Origin of the sequence: Streptacidiphilus sp. MAP5-3, from assembly GCF_041262505.1 — a bacterium.
In the GTDB taxonomy this organism is placed as follows: domain Bacteria; phylum Actinomycetota; class Actinomycetes; order Streptomycetales; family Streptomycetaceae; genus Streptacidiphilus.
In genome coordinates, this window is the sequence record NZ_JBGCCL010000016.1 from 1 (window position 1) to 16,445 (window position 16,445).

At 71.5% G+C, this 16,445-nt stretch carries 14 protein-coding genes; 8 read left to right on the forward strand and 6 right to left on the reverse strand.

Annotated elements, in window-relative coordinates; all coding sequences use genetic code 11:
* Nucleotides 1-102: 102 nt before the first annotated feature.
* Both ABH928_RS22740 and ABH928_RS22745 read right to left on the reverse strand, forming a co-directional pair.
* Nucleotides 103-1,521, reverse strand: a complete 1,419-nt coding sequence (locus ABH928_RS22740; protein WP_370069364.1) for an SdrD B-like domain-containing protein — start codon at nt 1,519-1,521, stop codon at nt 103-105.
* A 175-nt stretch (nt 1,522-1,696) separates the two neighbouring features.
* Nucleotides 1,697-1,969, reverse strand: a complete 273-nt coding sequence (locus tag ABH928_RS22745) for a hypothetical protein (protein WP_370069366.1) — start codon at nt 1,967-1,969, stop codon at nt 1,697-1,699.
* 303 nt (nt 1,970-2,272) lie between these two features.
* Between ABH928_RS22745 and ABH928_RS22750 the strand changes: the two genes are divergently transcribed.
* Entirely contained in the window at nt 2,273-2,998 is a 726-nt protein-coding gene (locus tag ABH928_RS22750; protein ID WP_370069368.1) for a FadR/GntR family transcriptional regulator, read from the forward strand.
* Here ABH928_RS22750 and ABH928_RS22755 read toward each other — a convergent pair whose 3' ends face one another.
* Together ABH928_RS22755 and ligD (ABH928_RS22760) are read right to left on the reverse strand one after the other, a co-directional pair.
* Entirely contained in the window at nt 2,999-3,391 is a 393-nt protein-coding gene (locus ABH928_RS22755; protein ID WP_370069370.1) for a hypothetical protein, read from the reverse strand.
* 166 nt (nt 3,392-3,557) lie between these two features.
* Nucleotides 3,558-4,457, reverse strand: a complete 900-nt coding sequence (ligD, locus tag ABH928_RS22760; RefSeq protein WP_370069372.1) for a non-homologous end-joining DNA ligase — start codon at nt 4,455-4,457, stop codon at nt 3,558-3,560.
* Nucleotides 4,458-4,489: 32 nt separating this feature from the next.
* On the opposite strand from ligD (ABH928_RS22760), the gene ABH928_RS22765 reads away from it, so the two are divergent.
* Nucleotides 4,490-5,560: a Ku protein gene (locus ABH928_RS22765; protein WP_370069374.1), complete on the forward strand. Its 1,071-nt coding sequence runs from the start codon at nt 4,490-4,492 to the stop codon at nt 5,558-5,560.
* Nucleotides 5,561-5,576: 16 nt separating this feature from the next.
* Nucleotides 5,577-6,569, forward strand: a complete 993-nt coding sequence (gene ligD, locus ABH928_RS22770) for a non-homologous end-joining DNA ligase (protein ID WP_370069376.1) — start codon at nt 5,577-5,579, stop codon at nt 6,567-6,569.
* A gap of 43 nt (nt 6,570-6,612) precedes the next feature.
* Here the strand turns inward: ligD (ABH928_RS22770) and ABH928_RS22775 are convergent, their stop codons facing one another.
* Entirely contained in the window at nt 6,613-7,326 is a 714-nt protein-coding gene (locus tag ABH928_RS22775) for a response regulator (RefSeq protein ID WP_370069378.1), read from the reverse strand.
* 64 nt (nt 7,327-7,390) lie between these two features.
* Entirely contained in the window at nt 7,391-8,671 is a 1,281-nt protein-coding gene (locus tag ABH928_RS22780; RefSeq protein ID WP_370069380.1) for an ROK family protein, read from the reverse strand.
* Nucleotides 8,672-8,848: 177 nt separating this feature from the next.
* On the opposite strand from ABH928_RS22780, the gene ABH928_RS22785 reads away from it, so the two are divergent.
* Genes ABH928_RS22785 through ABH928_RS22805 form a run of 5 tightly spaced genes read left to right on the forward strand, consistent with a single transcriptional unit; the run spans nt 8,849 to nt 16,365 of the window.
* Nucleotides 8,849-10,159: a sugar ABC transporter substrate-binding protein gene (locus tag ABH928_RS22785; RefSeq protein ID WP_370069382.1), complete on the forward strand. Its 1,311-nt coding sequence runs from the start codon at nt 8,849-8,851 to the stop codon at nt 10,157-10,159.
* A complete protein-coding gene (locus ABH928_RS22790) occupies nt 10,156-11,079 on the forward strand; it encodes a carbohydrate ABC transporter permease (RefSeq protein WP_370069384.1) in 924 nt (307 codons plus the stop codon). Before ABH928_RS22785 ends, ABH928_RS22790 begins: the two co-directional genes overlap by 4 nt.
* The gene (locus ABH928_RS22795) at nt 11,076-11,996 is read left to right on the forward strand and encodes a carbohydrate ABC transporter permease (protein WP_370069386.1); all 921 of its coding nucleotides are present in this window, start codon (nt 11,076-11,078) and stop codon (nt 11,994-11,996) included. Before ABH928_RS22790 ends, ABH928_RS22795 begins: the two co-directional genes overlap by 4 nt.
* A gap of 11 nt (nt 11,997-12,007) precedes the next feature.
* Entirely contained in the window at nt 12,008-14,077 is a 2,070-nt protein-coding gene (locus tag ABH928_RS22800) for a hypothetical protein (protein ID WP_370069388.1), read from the forward strand.
* 32 nt (nt 14,078-14,109) lie between these two features.
* Complete coding sequence (locus tag ABH928_RS22805; protein WP_370069390.1) at nt 14,110-16,365, forward strand: RICIN domain-containing protein; 2,256 nt, start codon at nt 14,110-14,112, stop codon at nt 16,363-16,365.
* The last annotated feature ends 80 nt before the right edge of the window (nt 16,366-16,445 follow it).

The following is a 16,445-nucleotide window of genomic DNA, read 5'->3' on the forward strand; positions in this document are numbered from 1 at the left end:
TCGCCAGGGTTGCCTCGACGATGCCGACGCCGCCCGGGGTCACACCGAGGCTGCCGGCGGTCTTGGCCAGGCAGTAGGCCAGCAGCAGGCCGCGCTACGCGATCAGCGACGGCTCCGGCGTCGGCGGGCGGCGCCGAGGGAGAGTCGGAGGCCGGTGCCTGCGGCGAGCAGCAGGAGTGAGGCCTCGACGGCCTCCGTCGGGTCGATGCCGCCGCCGGTCGCGGCCAGCTGCGGGCCGCCGTGCTCACCGTGCTCGACGTTGTCGTCGGACGGGCGGTGGTGGCGGTGGCCGACGGGCTCGCCCTCGACGTGGACGGGGATGACGCGGCGGCCGTAGCGGCCGTTGTGCTCGGTCAGCACGGTGACGGAGTCGTGGCCGCTGAAGCCCGGGTGGGGGATGTAGACCCAGCCACTGGGCGTGTCCTCGACCCGGCCGTGCTTTGGGGGGACGAGCACCTCGACGATCGCGGGCGAGTCCGGCACCGGGATCGGGGCGCCTTGTTGGCCGGTCTCCGGTGGGGCGGTGACCTCGGGCGGGCAGGTGAGGGAGAAGTCCGCGTCGGTCACGTCGTGGTCGGTGACGTCGGCGGTGTGGTCGGTGGTCTGCGCATTGAGGCCGGTCGGGGTGTCCAGGTGGACCTTGTAGTCACCGGCGGCGACGTCGGGGAAGCTGTAGTCGCCGTTGGCGTCGGTCGTGGTGACGACGTGCCGGCCGTGGCTGTCGAGGACGGGCGTGCCGTCCGGATGACGGAGCTCCAGCGTCACCGGTCGGCCGTCCGGGCAGTCGATGTGGACGTGACCGCCCAGGTCGTGGCCGGTGTTGGCCACCCAGATCTGGTAGACCGGGTTGCCGGACTGGCGGGCGAAGGTGAAGCTGATCGACTCCACCGGCACGGTCGGCCGGAACCAGCCCGAGGCGCCGTTGGTATCGACGGAGTTGCCGCGCAGCGTCAAAGTGTCCGGATGCCACACCGGCAGGTCGCCGTCGATCTTGCCCGCGCAGACGCTCGGGACGGGCGAGACGGCGTTGCAGTAGTTGAAGGCCCCCTGCCAGCCGAGTTCGTCGGCGGAGAGCGGGACGCCGCCCGCGCCGGTGGCGGTGATGTGCACGCTGTCGGCGTCCACGTCGCCGAGGGTGAAGCCCCAGCCGAGCGGGGTGGAGGAGTGGAACCGCAGGGTGGTGACCGAGGGCGTGCGGCCGGCCGCGGTGTAGTCGAGCAGGTAGTCCTCGCCGCGGGAGGAGCCGTAGACCTGGCCGAAGGGCGTGGCCGCGTTGAGGAAGGTGCTCGCGCCGTTGATCACCTTGGCGGGCGAGCCGTCGGTCGTCACCTTTACGACGGGGAACCCGGTCTGAGGCAGCACCAGATCCCCGGTGCCGCCACTGACGTGCCACTGCCCGTAGCCGCTGCCGCTTGCGGCCGCCGCGAGGCCGGGGCCGACGGCGAGAACGGCGGCGGCGGCGACAGCGGTGGCCGCGGTGGTGTGGAGGTGCCTGCGGAGGGTCCGGGCGCGGGAACGCACAGTGGGATCAGCCTTTCGGGCGGCGGCAGGGACACGTGCGCCGCAGCGTCCCGGCGGCGACCGGGCGCGTGCAGCGCATCTGACGTCGTGTCACGCCGTGCGTCGCGCTATGCCGCCTGCCATCGGAGTGAACCGGCGCGGCCCAGCCGATTCACCCGATCGGACGCGTGGCCGGTCAGGACCACGACTGGCTGAAGCCGTCCGGCGGGGTGTCCTCGGGTGCGGCGTCCTCGGGCCCGGCGTCCTCCTCGACTTCGAACTCGTCCTCGTTGAAATCGCTGGCGAGGGGCCACTTCCTGGCGATCTTCCCCAGCGCCGGACCGGGGACGAAGTACTGCTCGAAGTACCCGCAGTCGGTGCAGACGTAGTCGTCCGAATCGGCCCGGGTGGAGAGCAGCCCGCTGATCCGGATCACCGGAGCCTGACCGCGGTAAATCCCGCCGAACATGGTGTGTACCTCGGACGACCCGCACTTCGGGCAGATACCGGAACGCATGCGCGGGACCCTACACGGCCTTCGGTCCTGCGCTCAGAGCCGGTCGGAGGGGGTAGAGGGGATGGGAGGGGGCGGAGGGGGTCAGCGGCGGTCAGGGCCCGTGGATCCGCTGGCCGGCATCAGCTGGGTCGGGCGACGGCGTACCCTCCGTCCGACGCCCTACCCTGGCCGGGTGGCCCCTCGCTCGTCCGCATGGGCGACCGATGGGCCGCCCGGCCCATCCGAACCCCGACGGCCCCGCAGGAGCAGCCGCACATGGCATTGACCGATGACGCGATCGAGAAGATCAAGTCCATGATCATCTCGGGCGAGCTGCAGGCGGGCGCGCGCCTCCCCAAGGAGGACGACCTGGCCCAGCGGCTCGGCCTGTCGCGCAGCTCCCTGCGCGAGGCGGTGCGCGCGCTGACGGCCATGCAGATCCTGGTCACCAAGCAGGGCGACGGCACCTACGTCTCCAGCCTGGAGCCGCACCTGCTGCTGCGGACGCTGTCGTTCGCCTCCGACGTCTCCCAGGGCGAGTCGGCACTCCAACTGCTCCAGGTGCGACGCCTGTTGGAGCCGTCCGCCACCGCGCTGGCGGCGACCCGGGTGACGGACGCGGACCTGGCCGCGCTGCGCGGGATCCTGGACCGCAGCCGCGCGGCGGTGGACGTGGAGGCGTTCATCGAGTGCGACATGGAGTTCCACCGCGCGCTGGTCGCGCTGGTGGAGAACCCGGTCCTGTCGATGCTGCTGGAGATCCTCTCCACCCAGACCCAGCGGGTCCGCATCCTGCGCGGCACCCGCGTCGGCCGTGCGATCGAGCACGTCCACCGCGAGCACGAGTCGATCCTCGCGGCCCTGCAGGCCCGCGACGCGCAACTGGCCGCCTCGGCCTCGGCCGTGCACGTCGCGGCGGTCGAGCAGTGGCTCGCCGAGAGCCTGCGCGAGGACCGCGACGAGCAGAACCGGTCCGAGCAGGTGCCGTCCGAGCAGGGCTGATCAGCTGGGCAGGCCGCTGGGCAGGCTGGTGGGCAGGTCGCTGGTCGAGACGTCCGTCGGCAGGCCGGACGGCAGGTCCGTCGGGAGCCCCGTCGGCAGCGCGGACGGGAAGCCGCTCGGGAGGATGCCCTTCAGCACGGTCTTCGTGGCCTCCTGGGAGAGCTGGGCGATCGTGGCGGGGGAGAGCCCCACGCACGCGGAGATCCCGGAGTTCACGGTGGCGCTCGCGCCGCTGCTCTGATCGTCCTTCAACTGCTGTACCAGCGCGGCCTCGCAGGACGAGGTGCTCGCCGCGCTCGGCGTGCCCCCGCCGCTGGAACTGCCGCCGCAGGCGGTGAGGCAGAGCGTGGCTGCGGCGGCGATTCCGGCCATGACGACAGTGGTGGTGCGCATGTGATCCCCCGTTGGTTGTACCGCACGTGTGCGCTGTGCGATGCAGTGCGTGTTCGGTACGGCGCTTGTCCGTACATCCGTCACCTTTTCATCTCACCGGCGCTCGACGCGAGTTGAATCCGCCCGCGTCACCCGTCCGGTGACGTGATGTGGACCACGCCGCGTCTTAGCTGTCCGGCAGCTCAGCCGCCGCTGCCGCGTCGTACAGGACGGCCGCGTGGTCCCCGGCCGAGGCGACGCGGGCGGCCACGGACTCCGGGGTGAAGGCGAGGTCGGCCGGGGAGGTGCAGCCGTCGACCTCGGGCCAGGTGAGCGGGGCGGAGGCGCCCGGGAGGTCGGTGTGGGTGGCACGCAGCGTGTAGGGCGCGGAGGTGGTCTTGGAGGTGGAGTTCTGGGACCAGTCCAGGAAGACCTTGCCGCGCCGCAGCGACTTGGTCATCCGGGCCACCACCAGCGACGGATACGCCGCCGCCAGCCGCTCCGCGAGGGCCTTGGCGTAGGCGACGACCACCGCCTCGGGGCTGGGCCGCAGCGGTGCGTACAGGTGCAGGCCCTTGACGCCGGAGGTGACCGGCACGCAGGCGAGGCCGTCGGCGGCGAGCTCCTCGCGGATCAGCAGGGCGACCCGGCAGCACTCGGTGATCGTCGCGCCCTCGCCCGGGTCGAGGTCGATGACGAGACGGTCGTGGGCGTCCCGGCCGCCGGTCACGGTCCACTGCGGGACGTGGATCTCCAGGCAGTACATGTTGGCCGCGGCGATCAGGCTGGGCGTGTCGTCCAGGACCAGGTGCTGGCGCGGCCCCTCCTTGCCGATCACGTCCACCACCCGCAGCCAGGACGGGCTGCCCGGCGGCACGTTCTTCGCCACGAAGAGCGGGCCGGTCATCCCCTCCGGTCCGCGCAGGAAGGAGGCCGGGCGGTCGCGCAGGTGCGGGACCATCGCCCCGGCCACGCGGGCGTAGTAGTCGATCATCTCGGCCTTCGACCAGGCGGGCCAGAGCACCTTGTCCAGATGGGACAGGAGGATCGCGCGCCCGTCGACCTGCACGGGTACCTTTCCGGGCATAACGTGTGAATACCCCGGGAAAGGTGCAGGTCATGCCTCGCAGTGTGTGGACGGGCAGCATCACGTTCGGGCTGGTGTCGGTGCCGGTCAAGCTCTATCCCGCCACCGACACGCATTCCGGCCCCGTCCTCCATCAGGTCCACCAGGAGGACGGTTCACGCGTTCGGCTGAAGCGTTTCTGCGAGGCCGAGGACCGCGAGGTCGAGTACGGCGAGATCGCCAAGGGCTGGGACGCCTCGGACGGACGCGTCGTCGTCCTCACCGACGCGGACATGGCCGAACTGCCCGTGCCCAGCAAGAAGATCATCGATGTGGTCGCCTTCCTCCCCGCCGAGGAGATCGACCCGCTGCGCTGGGACAGCCCCTATTACGTGGGTCTCGGCGACAAGGCCCCGGCCAAGCCGTACGCGCTGCTGCGCGAGGCGCTGCGCGCGTCCGGGCAGGTGGCGGTCACGAAGATCACCATGCGCTCGCGCGAGTCGCTGGCGATCCTCCGGGTCCAGGACGAGCTCATGGTGCTGCAGACCATCCGCTGGGCCGACGAGATCCGCTCGACCGAGGGCCTCGGGCCCGAGGAGGACGTCGACCTGCGCCCGCAGGAGCTGGCCATGGCCCGCTCGCTGATGGAGACCCTCTCCGAGGGCTTCGACCTGGACGCGGAGAAGGACTCCTACGTCGTCGCACTGGCCGAGTTGATCAAGGCCAAGGCGGAGGGTGCGACCCCGGTCCACGTCCCCGTCGCCGAGGGCGGCGCGGAGGTGATCGACCTGATGGCCGCGCTCAAGTCCAGCGTGGCGGCGGCCAAGGCGCAGCGCGGCGAGTCCGCTGCGGACGACGACGCGGCGGAGGACGACGCGTCGGCGGCCCGCAAGACCGTCCCCGCGCGCAAGGCCACGGCGTCGTCCGGCACGGCCAGGACCAGCAAGGACGCGAACGCGAAGAAGTCGGTCTCCGGCACCCGGACCAGCAGCAGGACGCCTTCGTCGTCGGCGAAGGCGACGAAGACGACGGCGGCGAGGACGGCGACGAAGAAGACCGCGGCCAAGTCCACGGCCAAGTCCACAGAGTCTGCCAAGAAGAGCGCGCCCAGGCGCGCGTCCTGATCGGACCGGTCCTCTCATGGCTGCCCGCCCCCGCACCCCCGTCGCGCTGCCCGCCTACACGCCCATGCTGGCGACCACCGCGCCGCTGCCCCGCGACGTGTCGCACTGGGCCGCCGAGGTGAAGTGGGACGGGATGCGGGTGCTCGTCTACGTCCCCGGCGACGGCACGGTCACCGTCCGCTCGCGCACCGGCGGAGACGCCACCGAGCGCTACCCGGAGCTGACCGGCGTCGCCGAACTGCTCGGCGACCGCGCGGCGGTGCTGGACGGCGAGGTGGTCGCGCTCGGCGCGGACGGCGCGCCCAGCTTCGGCGCGCTGCAGGAGCGGATGAGCCTGCGCCGCCCGGCGCAGATCCAGGTGGCCCGGCATGACACCCCGGTCACGCTGATGGCCTTCGACCTGCTGAACGCGGGCGGCCACGACCTCACCCACGAGCCCTACACCCGACGCCGCACGCTGCTCACCGAACTCGGCCTGGACGAGGGCCCGGTGCGCACCCCGCCGTCCTGGATCGGCGACCTGGGCGCGGCGGTGGAGTGGACCGAGGCCTACGGCATCGAGGGCATCGTGGCCAAGCGGCTCGACTCCCTCTACCAGCCGGGACACCGCTCGCGGGCGTGGATCAAGCACAAGCACCGCCGACACGTCGACGTCCGCGTCGGCGGCTGGCTGGCCAACGAGCGCGGCGAGCTGCGCAGCGTCCTGGTCGGCCTGCCGGAACCGCGCGGCCTGCGCTACCTCGGCGCGGTCGGCTCCGGCATGGGCGTCAACGAGGCCGCCGACCTGGCGGAAGTCCTGCGCAGCCTGGAACTCGACCGCTCTCCCTTCGTCGCCACACCGACCGACCTCGGCCGCCCCGACTCCACCGTCCACTGGGCCTCCCCGGCCCTGGCCGCGGAGGTCGAGTACGCGGAACTGACGGCAGGCGGGATCCTCCGTCAACCGGTCTGGAAGGGCCTGCGCGAGATCACGCCTCCCGCGGAACTCCCGGACGAGCCCAGGTTCTGACGCTCAGTCATCTTGTGTGGCGGGGTCACCTCGCGTGGCGCGCTCAGCCCTGGGCGGAGACCAGTCCCGCCTCGTAGGCGAGGATGACCAGGTGGACGCGGTCGCGGGCGTCCAACTTGGAGAGCAGGCGGGCGACATGGGACTTGGCCGTGGCGACGCTGATGAAGAGCTGTTCCGCGATCTCGCTGTTGCTCAGGCCGCGGCCGACCAGGGTGAGGACCTCGAACTCGCGGTCGGTGATGCTCTCCCGGACGCGGTGCGGGGCCCGGGGTGAAGAGGCCCTGGACGACGGGCGGTTGGCGAACTCGGCGATGAGGCGGCGGGTGATGCTCGGGGCGATCAGGGCCTCGCCTGCCGCGACGACGCGGATGGCGGAGAGGATCTCGTCCAGGGCCATGTCCTTGACCAGGAAGCCGCTCGCGCCCGCGCGCAGCGCGCCGTAGACGTAGTCGTCGTCGTCGAAGGTGGTCAGCATGATGACGTGTGCCGACTCCGGCCCGGCGGCGATCCGGCGGGTGGCCTCGATGCCGTCCATGCCAGGCATCCGGATGTCCATCACCACCACGTCCGGCCGTACTTGGCCGACCAGCGTGATCGCCTCGTCGCCCGAGCCGGCCTCGCCGACGACCTCCAGGTCCGGATTGTCGTTGATCAGCACCCTAAGCCCGGACCGCACCAACGGCTGGTCGTCCGCCAGGACGACGCGGATCCTGGCCGGCAGGTCCGGCGCGTCCGGGGTGCTGATCATCTCGCTCATGCGCCGAGCGTATCGGCGCTCCGCGGGGTCGGCATCGACCCGCGGGACTACGCCCACGGGCGGGTCACCCGCCGACGGCGACTGCGCTCGGGTCCTGGTACACCGCGTCCAGGGCCAGAAACGCGCCTCCGCGTGCCGGCGCGGTGAAGCCCAGCGTCGACGGCAGGACCTCGCAGCCGCCTGAGTCCGCCGCCATGACCCGCTGCGCGACACCCTCGCGCACGGGGCCCAGCAGGTGCTCCGCGAAGACCGCGAAGTAGCCGCCCAGGACCACCGCCCGTGGGTTGAGGATGTCGACCAGCAGCGCCAGCCCCACGCTCAGGTCCTGCGCGATGCGCGTCAACGCGGCCAGCGTCCGCTCGTCGCCGCCGTCCGCCCGGGCGCGGAGGTCGGCGAGGCGGGACTCGACGTCCAACGACGGGTCGTGGACCGGGTCGTCCGGGTCGGCCGCGTGGCGCAGCAGCGCGCCGAGGCCGACCATGGTCTCCCAGCAGCCGCGGCGGCCGCAGGGGCAGGGGAGGCCCTCCGGGCCGGGGGTGAGCGGCATGTGGCCGATCTCGCCCGCGAAACCGCGGGCGCCGCGCATGAGTTGGCCGCCGGTGATGATTCCGCCGCCGACGCCGGTCTCACCGGTGACGTAGATCAGGTCGTGGATGTCGGACGCCGCGGCGACCAGGTACTCGGCGATCGCGCCCAACTTGGCGTCGTTCTCCAGACGCAACGGCGGTGCGCCTGGGCCGAGTCGGGCGCGGAGCGCGTCCAGCGCGGGGATGCCGCGCCAGTCGATGTTGCTGGCGAAGGCGACCGTGCCGGTCGTGATGTCGACGTTGCCGGGTGCGGCCAGCGCCGCGCCGACGATGCGGGCGTTCTGGGCGCGCACCGCCGCGTCCGCCTCGCGGATCAGCGCCGCCGCCGCGTCGAGCACCGCCTCCGCGCCTGCCGCGCGGACGTCGAAGGCGATCCGGCGTTCGAAGGCCACGTCGCCGCGCAGGGTCAGCGCCACGGCGGCGAGGTAGTCGACGTTGATCTCCAGGCCGACGCCGCAGATCGACCGTCCGTCGATGGCCACGGAGAGGCCCGGACGGCCGACCGAGCCGTCGCGCTCGGACTCGCCCTCCTCGACCAGGCCCAACTCGACGAGTTCGGCGATCAGGTTGGTGACGGTGGGGCGGGGCAGGCCGGTGTCCGCGGCGATCCGGGCGCGGGAGCGCGGGCCGGAGTCGCGGAGCAGGCGCAGCACCAGGCCCAGGTTGGTGCGCCGGATCGACGCCCGGTCGCTGGGCTTGGACGGGCCGGTCATCATCACCACCTGGTGGGCCGCGCTTCCGCGCAGGTCTGCCTTCACGGATCCTCCCTACCTCTCACGGTTCGACCCCGGCAAGAAGTTCGGCGCGGGTGTTGACAGTAGCTCAGTTAATTCTGATCCTACTTTAACTAATCACCTCGAACGCAAGAGATCCAGCCGCACCTCCACAGCAACGACATCATGGGAGACAGTCGGATGAGAAGTCGTCAGATACGCGTGGCCATCGCACTCACGGCCGCAGCCACCGTCGTCACGGCACTGGCGGGTTGCGGCTCCTCCGGTGGAAGCGGCAACAGCGGTGGGAGCAGCGGCGGTTCCAGCGCCTCTGGGCCGGTGAAGCTCGACTTCTGGGGCTGGGCGCCCGGTTACGACAAGTCGGTCGCGCTGTGGAACAAGTCGCACCCGGACATCCAGGTGACCTTCGACAAGATCCCCTCCGGCGCCAAGGGCGGCTACACCAAGATGCTGACGGCCGCTCAGGCGGGCAACGCGCCCTGCCTGGGCATGGTCGGCTACGAGACCATGCCCAGCTTCGCCGCCGCCGGTGCGCTGATGGACGTCACGCAGTACATGGCCCCGGCGCAGAGCCAGTTCGCACCGTGGACCTGGAACCAGGTGACCATCGAGGGGAAGACCTTCGGCGCGCCCGTCGACATCGCGCCGATGGCGCTGATCTACCGCAAGGACCTGTTCGCCAAGTACGGCATCACGCAGCCGCCCGCGACCTGGGCCCAGTACGCCGCCGACGCGGCCAAGGTGCACGCCGCCGATCCCTCCGTCTACCTCGGCGACTTCGGCAACGACGCGTACAACTACGCGGGCCTGGCCTGGCAGGCGGGCGCGCCGTGGTTCGGGACGAGCGGCGGTTCGTGGCAGGTGGGCATCGACAGCGCCGCCAACCAGAAGGTGGCGAACTACTGGCAGGGCCTGCTGAACAACAAGCTGCTCAAGACCGACCCCAGCTTCGACCCCAGCCTCTACAAGGACATGGCCGCCGGGAAGATCCTCTCCGACGTCAACGCCGTCTGGGACACGCCGATCCTCTCCTCCAGCGTCCAGGGCACCAGCGGCGACTGGGCCGTCGCGCCGATGCCGGTCTGGGACGCGGGCAACCCCGTCTACGGGAACGACGGCGGGTCGGCGACAGCCGTGCTCAAGGGCTGTGCCCACCCCAAGGAGGCGGCCGAGTTCGCCACCTGGATGAGCACCGACCCGTCCAGCCTGACCAACCTGATCAACGTCACCGGCATCTACCCGGCCGCCACCGCCGGGTTGAGCAACCCCGCACTGAACCGGCCCGACCCGTTCTACGGCAACCAGGTCGTCTTCAACGTCTTCAAGGCCGAGACCGCGCACATCGACACCAGCTGGCTCTGGGGTCCGACCATGACCCAGACCTCCACCGACCTCGCCGACGGCCTCGGTACCAGCGCCACCGGGTCCACCACACTCCCCGGCACGCTCGCCACCGTGCAGGGCAAGACCGTTGCGGAGATGAAGCAGCAGGGGATGACGGTCTCCGGATGAGCGTCGCAACCTCCCTCGCAGTCTCGCCGCACGCGCGGCGCCGGGTGCGCACCGCCGCCGCTTTCCTGGCGCCGTTCGCGCTGCTCTTCGCCGTCGTCTACGTGGCGCCGATCGGCTACACCGTCTACCAGAGCCTGTTCAAGCTGCACCGCGACGGCCTCGGACTGTCCGCACCGACGAAGGTCTTCGCCGGGCTGGGCAACTACGTGGACGCGCTGCACGACGCCGACTTCCGTGCCTCGCTGCTGCGGGTGCTGCTGATCGGCGTGGTGCAGGTGCCGGTGATGCTCGGGCTCGCGCTGCTGCTGGCGCTGTTGCTGGACGCGCGCTCGACGCTGTTCAAGCGGTTCTTCCGGCTCGCGTTCTTCCTGCCGTACGCGGTGCCGGGTGTGGTCGGCGCGCTGATGTGGTCCTACCTCGTCGCGCCCGGACTGAGCCCGATCACCGCCCTGGGCAAGGCAGTCGGGCTCCATCTCGACCTGACCTCGAACGCCATGCTCGCCCCGACCATCGGCAACATGCTGACCTGGGGCTGGACCGGCTACAACATGCTGATCATCTACTCCGCGCTGCAGGCCATCCCGCCCGAGTTGAGCGAGGCCGCGCGGATGGACGGCTGCGGCGCGTTCCGGATCGCCTGGCACGTCAAGATTCCGATCGTGCGCCCGGCACTGGTGCTGACCACGGTCTTCTCCATCATCGGCACCGCCCAGCTCTACAACGAGCCGGCCGTGCTGCAGCATGTCGCGCCCAATCTGAGCAGCAGTTACACGCCCATCTTCGCGGCGTACAACGCGGTCGACGACAACAACTTCGGCTATGCGGCGACGGAGTCGGTGCTGCTGGCGTTGCTGGCCTTCGTGCTGTCGTTCGGCTTCCTCAAGCTGGTCCAGCGGCGCGGGGCGGAGGCGGCGTCATGACGGTCTCCCAACTTCCGGTCGAGCGACCGGTTGCGGAGTCGGACGACAGCAGGTCCCGGACGGGGGCCGACCGGTCGGCGGCCAGCCCCGGCCGCTGGGTCACCCTGGGCGTGCTCGGCGTGGCGTCGGTCTACTTCCTCGCGCCGGTGTGGTGGCTGGTGGTCTCCGCGACCAAGACCAACAGCGCGCTGTTCACCACCGACGGCTTCTGGTTCGGCGGTCACTTCGCGCTCTTCTCCAACCTGCACGACGCGTTCACCCGCCAGGGCGGCATCTACGTCCGCTGGTTGCTCAACACCGCCCTCTACGCGGGCGGCGGCGCCTTGGTGAGCACGGCGGTCTCGGCGCTGGCTGGGTACGCGCTGGCCAAGTACGCGTTCCGGGGACGGGAGTTCGCGTTCAACGTGGTGCTGGCGGCGGTGCTGGTGCCGCAGCCGCTGCTGGCGATCCCGCTCTACCTGCTCTTCTCACCGGTCCATCTGGTCAACACCTACTGGGCCGTTCTCATCCCCAGCGTGGTCAGCCCGTTCGGCGTCTACCTGTCCCGGATCTACGCGGCGGCCTCGGTGCCGGACGAGCTGATCGAGGCCGGACGGATGGACGGCGCGGGCGAGGTGCGGATCTTCACCACCATCGCGCTGCGGTTGATGTCGCCCGCGCTGGTCACCGTCTTCCTCTTCCAGTTCGTCTCCATCTGGTCCAACTACCTGCTGCCCGCGCTGATGCTGGCCTCGGACCGGCTCCAGCCGGTCACCGTGGGCCTGGTCGGCTGGCAGGCGCAGCGCGGCATCGGCGACGCGGTGCCGTTCAACGTGGTGATCACCGCGGCGGCGGTGTCGGTGGTCCCGCTGGTCGTGATGTTCCTGTCGTTGCAACGGTTCTGGCGCTCCGGCCTGGTGGCCGGGAGCCTCAAGTGAGGGGGAGCGGCATGCCCGCGCGGTACCCGACGCGTTACCACCTGCGGTTCCAGATCCACGCCGACGCCGCCCCCGCCGTGGTCACGGCGGACGCGACCGCGCTGGCCAAGGTCTGCGCGGAGGCGGGCGTCGAGGAGGTGGTGCTGCTGACCGCCGCCGAGGAGGCCTTCCCCGGCCACCTGACCGGGCCGGAGGAGGAGTCCTGGCTGACCGCGACCCGGCTGGCCCGGGAGGTTCTCGTCGACGCGGGGCTGACCGTCAGCCTCAACCCCTGGGTGACCGTGGGGCATGCCGACCGGGGACGGCGCGGGCGGATGGAACGCCCCGGACCGGGCCCGGGCTTCGCGCCGATGGTCTCGCCCTACGGCGAGGTCGCCGCCGCTCAGGCGTCGTTCGCCTGCCCGCGCTGGCGAGCGTGGATCGTCGGGCACTACGGCCGATTCGCCGAACTCGGCTTCCGGGTCCTCTGGTTGGAGGACGACTTCCGCTACCACAACCACGCGCCGCTGCGCTGGGGTGGCGGCTTCGAACCGCTGATGCTGGAGCGGTTCGCCGAGCGGGCGGGCACGGTCGTCGGCCGGGAGGAACTGGTCGCGGCCGTCACCGCGCCGGGGGAGCCGCACCCGTGGCGGGTGCTGCTGCAGCAGGTCTGGCGCGAGGCGCAGCTGGAGGTCGCCCGGGCGGTCGCCGCCGAGGTCGCGCAACGCTCGGGCGGGCAGGCGCAGTTGGGGCTGATGAGCTCCGGTCTTGATGTCGCGTCCGTCGAGGGGCGCGACTGGCGGGCGCTCTTCGCGGCCATGTCGAGCGGCGGCCCCGGTGCGGCCCGGGCCGCGCACCGTCCGCACTTCGCGCCCTACTCCGACGCCCCCGGACGGGAGTTGAGCCGCCCACTGTGGTCATTGGAACTTCAGCGGTCGCTGCGCCCGGAGTTCGTCGAGAGCGCGCCGGAGGTCGAGAACTGGCCGCACACCGCCTGGTCCAAGTCCGACACGCAGACCTGGTCCGAGCTGGCCGCCGCCCAACTGGCGGGATCGGACGCGCTGTTGCTCAACGTCCATCCCATGCACGGCCGCCGCGCGGACCGATTCCCGCGCGTCACCGACCTGCTGAGTCGCTCACGCGCCGGGCTGGACTGGCTGGCCGAGCGCTACGACCGGGACCAGCCCCGGCTCGGCGTCGGGCTGCCCTTCCGGCAGGACGCCGCCGCACACGTCCGGCTGCGCCCGGAGCAGTCGACCGATCCGGCAACGGCCCTGGGCGCGCTGGCCGTCGATCCCGCGCCGGCGGCCGACCTGCTGCTCCGCTACGGCGTCCCGGTCACCACGGCCGCCGACGCGCCGGTGCAGGCGGTCTTCGGGCAACTGGTCGAGGCTCTCGACGACGCGGAGGTGCGCAGGCTGCTCCACGGCGGCCTGCTGCTCGACGGTGTCGCGGCGGAAGCGCTGCTGCGGCGCGGCTTCGGCCGGTTGCTCGGCCTCGACGCGGTCGAGCTCGTCGGCCGTGAGGAGCCGGACGCGACCGGACCGTACGCGGAGGAGCACCTCACCAGCGGCGAGGTGCTCAGCGTCAACATGCAGCCCGCGCTGGCCCGACTGACCCCGGCCTCGGGCGCGGAGGTCTGGTCCCGGATCCGGACGCCGTACGGCCCGCCGTGGGGCGCGGGCCGTACGGCGTTCCGCAACCAGCTCGGCGGACGCGTCGTCGTCCTGGCGGCGACCGACGCCACGGTGCTGCCCTACGACGACGCCGGACAGCGGCTGGTCCACCGTGCGGTCCGCTTCCTGGAGGGCGACACCCCGCGGCTGCCGCTGGTCAGCGGCGGACCATATCTGATGCCACATCACATCCGGGCGGCCGACGGCGTACTGCGGCTGGCGATCGCCAACGGCAGCGCCGATCCGACCCGGCCGGTCGTCGACTGGCCCGCGACCGCACTCCGTCGCGTCGACGCCACGCTGCTGCTCCCGCTCGCGGAGCCGCGGCCCACCCCGATCACCGCGGACCCGCAGGGCCCGCGGGCCGCCGAGGACCTCCCGCACCGCGCGTGGCTGGTCCTCGAAGCGGCAGCCCCCACCGATTAGCAACACCGAGACAACCGAGACAGGAGTCCCCCGTGGTGTTTCGCTCCGCTCGCACGTTAAAGCTTCCAGCCGCCGTTGCGGCCCTCGCCCTGGCCCTGGTCGGCGGCAACGTCGTCGGCGCCGCCTCGGCGTCCGCACACGGCTCGTCCCACGACCCGTCCGCCGCGAGCTACACCGTGACCATCGGCTCGACCGGTACGTACAACTACGCCGACGACACCCCGGCCAGCAGCTACATCGACAAGGACGGGACGTTCTACTTCCAGGAGTCGCACTCGCTCTACGGCGCGACCGACCCCCGGGCGTGGAGCTTCTACAGCGGCAGCAACTTCGACACCGCTACCGCCGACTCGTCCCTCGACAACGCGGTCAACCCCGCCAACTCGAAGGACGGCAACGCCGACACCACCTGGCGCTGCAACAACAGCCCGACCGGCCTGACCGCCACCTCCGCGCCCTCCGGGTCCGGCTACGCCCAGCCCAACTACTGCGACCTGGTCGGAGTCTGGGTCGACCCGGACACCGGTGACTGGTACGGCCTGGTCCACAACGAGTTCACCCCGCAGCCGTTCGGCGACGGGCTGCACTACGACTCGATCGACTACGCCAAGTCGACGGACCAGGGCCACACCTGGAGCATCGAGGGCCACGCGATCACGTCCCCGTACAGCACCACGCGCGGGGACACCACGGCCTTCCCCAACCAGACCTACGACTACGGTGACGGCGACCCGCGTCTCTTCGTCGACACCGCGTCCGGGTACTTCTACGTCTACTACGGCTCGCGGATCATCCCCAAGGGCGGCGTCGGCGGCAGCAACGGCGGCCTCGCGCACGTCGCCCGCGCGCCCATCTCCGGCAGGATGGCGAGCGGCACCTGGCAGAAGTGGTACGACGGCTCCTGGTCCCAGCCCGGCATCGGCGGCCTGGAGAGCAACATGGTCCCGGTCACCTCGTCCACCCCGACGGGCTACACGGATCCGTCGAGCGACTACAGCCCGGCCAACACCGGCGACGTCGACCAGCAGGTCGCGGCCGGAGTGCTGCCGGCCAAGTCGCAACTGTTCATCATGAACATCACCTACGACGCCTACCTGGGCCTCTACATCGGCGAGCCGGAGAACGCGACCACCTCGGCGGCGGCGCAGCAGTACTACGTCACCGACAACCTGGCCACGCAGAAGTGGTACCTGGCGGGCACCTCCGGCAGCTACACCGACCAGTCCTGGTACCGCTGGTTCCTGGACAGTGCCAACCTGACCAGCTCCAGCATCGTCGGCAAGTCGTTCCGGGCCTACTGCGCCATCTCCTGCCACAGCTCGGACGGCGAGTACGCCAACGTGACCGTGGACTCCTCGGCGCCGGCCGCCTCCCCGTTCGACCCGACGAAGACCTACACCGTCGCCAGCGGTGACGGCCGGGTGCTGACCCAGGTCGCCGGCGGCAGCGCCACCGCCTCCGAGTCCGCCACCACCGGGTCGACGCTTGCGGACTGGTCCTTCGCGAGCGACGGCGACGGCTCCTACCGGATCACCAACGCGTCCACCGGGCAGCTGCTCGGCGTGGACTCCGGCACGACCGCCGGTCGCGCCTGGGGTACCAGTCCGACGGTCACCGCCGAGGGCAGCGGCGGCCCGACGGTCGGTCAGCAGTGGTTCGTCATCCCGGACGCCGACGGCAGCGGCACGTACCGACTGGTCAACCGCTACAGCGGCCTGGTGCTGGGGCTGTCCGCCGCAGGCGGCGGCGTCGCCGAGACCACTCCGGCCCGGTACTGGACCGACACCTCGGGCAGCAGCGTCGGCGGGGGCCGGACGGCGGCGCAGCAGACGCTGACGATGACCGCCGTGGGCACCGCGCCGAGCAACCTCAACGGCACCCACTCCCTGGTCCTCGGCGCGGGCGGCGGAGGCAAGGCGCTGGACGACCCCAACCACAGCACCAAGGCGGGCACCCAGCTGATCACCTGGACGGCCAACGGCGGCGCCAACCAGAGCTGGCAGTTCACCCAGCAGCCGGACGGGTCGTACCAGATCGTCAACGCCCAGTCCGGCCTCTGCATGGACGACAACGGCGGCGCCACCACACCCGGCGACGCCGTCATCCAGTGGACCTGCACCGGCAACAGCAACCAGCACTGGACGGTCGCCCGGCTGGCCTCCGGCCAGGACACGGTGACCAACGTCCACAGCGGGCTGCTGCTCACCACGGCCGGGGCCGCCGACGGCTCGCTGGTGACCCAGGAGACGGACACCGGCTCCGCGCTCCAGCAGTGGACGATCAGCTAGTGCCGTGAGGGTGGCGCGGCGAGTGTGAGGGCGTGCGGCACGCGGCCGCCCCGGACCCTGCGGGCCTGCTTCGGCCTAGG

What these genes read in the sequence shown, in the direction of transcription:
- ABH928_RS22745 (WP_370069366.1), bottom strand. Translation starts at nt 1,969, where the DNA reads ATGTTCGGCGGGATTTACCGCGGTCAGGCTCCGGTGATCCGGATCAGC.
- ABH928_RS22750 (WP_370069368.1), top strand. Translation starts at nt 2,273, where the DNA reads ATGGCATTGACCGATGACGCGATCGAGAAGATCAAGTCCATGATCATC.
- ABH928_RS22755 (WP_370069370.1), bottom strand. Translation starts at nt 3,391, where the DNA reads ATGCGCACCACCACTGTCGTCATGGCCGGAATCGCCGCCGCAGCCACG.
- ligD (WP_370069372.1), bottom strand. Translation starts at nt 4,457, where the DNA reads ATGCCCGGAAAGGTACCCGTGCAGGTCGACGGGCGCGCGATCCTCCTG.
- ABH928_RS22765 (WP_370069374.1), top strand. Translation starts at nt 4,490, where the DNA reads ATGCCTCGCAGTGTGTGGACGGGCAGCATCACGTTCGGGCTGGTGTCG.
- ligD (WP_370069376.1), top strand. Translation starts at nt 5,577, where the DNA reads ATGGCTGCCCGCCCCCGCACCCCCGTCGCGCTGCCCGCCTACACGCCC.
- ABH928_RS22775 (WP_370069378.1), bottom strand. Translation starts at nt 7,326, where the DNA reads ATGAGCGAGATGATCAGCACCCCGGACGCGCCGGACCTGCCGGCCAGG.
- ABH928_RS22790 (WP_370069384.1), top strand. Translation starts at nt 10,156, where the DNA reads ATGAGCGTCGCAACCTCCCTCGCAGTCTCGCCGCACGCGCGGCGCCGG.
- ABH928_RS22795 (WP_370069386.1), top strand. Translation starts at nt 11,076, where the DNA reads ATGACGGTCTCCCAACTTCCGGTCGAGCGACCGGTTGCGGAGTCGGAC.
- ABH928_RS22800 (WP_370069388.1), top strand. Translation starts at nt 12,008, where the DNA reads ATGCCCGCGCGGTACCCGACGCGTTACCACCTGCGGTTCCAGATCCAC.